General features: G+C 65.6%; 4 protein-coding genes. 2 read left to right on the top strand and 2 right to left on the bottom strand.

Features of this window, described 5'->3' with window-relative positions:
- Positions 1–116 precede the first annotated feature (116 nt).
- Positions 117–293 carry a type II toxin-antitoxin system RelE/ParE family toxin gene (locus tag ACSSVZ_RS28150; RefSeq protein WP_453974174.1) on the top strand — a complete coding sequence of 59 codons (177 nt, stop codon included), beginning with the start codon at positions 117–119 and terminating at the stop codon, positions 291–293.
- On the top strand, positions 262–411 hold the full coding sequence (locus ACSSVZ_RS28145; RefSeq protein WP_453974175.1) for a hypothetical protein: 150 nt from the start codon (positions 262–264) through the stop codon (positions 409–411). The genes ACSSVZ_RS28150 and ACSSVZ_RS28145 overlap by 32 nt, the downstream gene beginning before the upstream one ends.
- A gap of 92 nt (positions 412–503) precedes the next feature.
- Here ACSSVZ_RS28145 and ACSSVZ_RS28140 read toward each other — a convergent pair whose 3' ends face one another.
- Together ACSSVZ_RS28140 and ACSSVZ_RS28135 are read right to left on the bottom strand one after the other, a co-directional pair.
- Positions 504–869 (bottom strand): hypothetical protein, encoded by a 366-nt coding sequence (locus ACSSVZ_RS28140; RefSeq protein ID WP_453974173.1) that lies wholly within the window; start codon positions 867–869, stop codon positions 504–506.
- Positions 859–987, bottom strand: a complete 129-nt coding sequence (locus ACSSVZ_RS28135) for an MBL fold metallo-hydrolase (protein ID WP_453974172.1) — start codon at positions 985–987, stop codon at positions 859–861. The genes ACSSVZ_RS28140 and ACSSVZ_RS28135 overlap by 11 nt, the downstream gene beginning before the upstream one ends.
- Between the last annotated feature and the right edge of the window lie 291 nt (positions 988–1,278).

The following is a 1,278-nucleotide window of genomic DNA, read 5'->3' as shown; positions in this document are numbered from 1 at the left end:
TGCTCTTCCGTAAATCGCTTCCGCTTCATCTGTCCGTCCTTCGATCGAGGCCGGACTCTAACTCCAGGTGGAGGAAAAACTCAGGGGCAGGTCAGACCGGGAGAAAGCCGCCCGCAATGCAGCGGGTTAAGGTCACCTACCGCCGGGAGGCGATCGACGACCTCAAAGCCATCTACGATCACGTCGAGGACGTGAGCCAAAGCCCGGTCACGGCGCGGCGCTTTGTGGACCGGATCCTCAAAACCTGCCGCAACATCGGCCATGCCCCGCAAGGCGGCCGACCGCTCCTATGACGCCGGCGCCATCGTCGGCCTGGCGATCGCCAAGGCCGGCTCCACCGACGCGGCGGCCATCCGTGACGCCATCCCGCAGGTGGTGGTAGACGGCGGCGAGATCAAATCGAAGCTCTGATTCGCGCGGTCCAGCGCCGAACGACACGAACCGTCGCCGGCACCACAGCCGGCGGCGGTTTTCGTTTGATCAAGACCCCGATCGGAAAGGCGCTACCCCGCCAGCGCGCAGGCGAAGTTGCCGTCGCGCTCGATCCAGGCGAGTTCGCCGCGCCGGATCATCCGGTTGACGTGGGCGTGGGTCTCGCTGAAGGCGAACGACATCTGGTGCGGATCGAGCGACCGGTGGAACACCACCGGCACCAGTTCCGCACCGATTTCGGCCCCTCCGCACAGGCATCGGCGATCATCCGGCACCGGTCCTCGTGGTGATTGACGATCTGCCGGCAGCCAGCGCTCGGCGAGCCCGTAGAACGGCAGCTGATGGCCGGGCAGAACCAGCGTGTCCTCCGGAACGTGCGCCTCCAGCAGCCTGAGCGAGCGCAGATAGTGGCCGAGCGGATCGCCCTCAGGGTCCACCGCCCAGACGCAGCGGCCCCGCCATCAGCGCGCGCCAGGCCGCCCGCGTCACGTCGTCGGAAATGCCGGTGTCGACCACGGCGTACCCGTCGCCGTCCTCGATCAGGTAGATGTTCACGTAGTCGAGGCGGAACGGCAGCGGAAACCGGACTCACAGGATGCCCGGCGCGACCTCGACCGGCACACCGGTCGGCGGCGCCTCCTCGAAGGGAAAGCGGAGCGCGTCCTGATCTCCGGTCACATTGCCCGCCCGCATCCGACAAACTCCCTACGACATTCCGCTGCGACCGGTCCGTCATGTTCACCGCAACGGCTTAGGTCACATACTCATAAACGGATTTGCAATCGATGTTCGCCAACCTTTCCTCCGTCGTGGGGGAGGAGATGATATGGCCCGGTTCGATCTGAC

This window comes from Amorphus sp. MBR-141, assembly GCF_053628695.1.
This window is presented reverse-complemented; position numbering and strand designations above follow the sequence as displayed.

What these genes read in the sequence shown, in the direction of transcription:
- ACSSVZ_RS28150 (WP_453974174.1), top strand. Translation starts at nt 117, where the DNA reads ATGCAGCGGGTTAAGGTCACCTACCGCCGGGAGGCGATCGACGACCTC.
- ACSSVZ_RS28145 (WP_453974175.1), top strand. Translation starts at nt 262, where the DNA reads ATGCCCCGCAAGGCGGCCGACCGCTCCTATGACGCCGGCGCCATCGTC.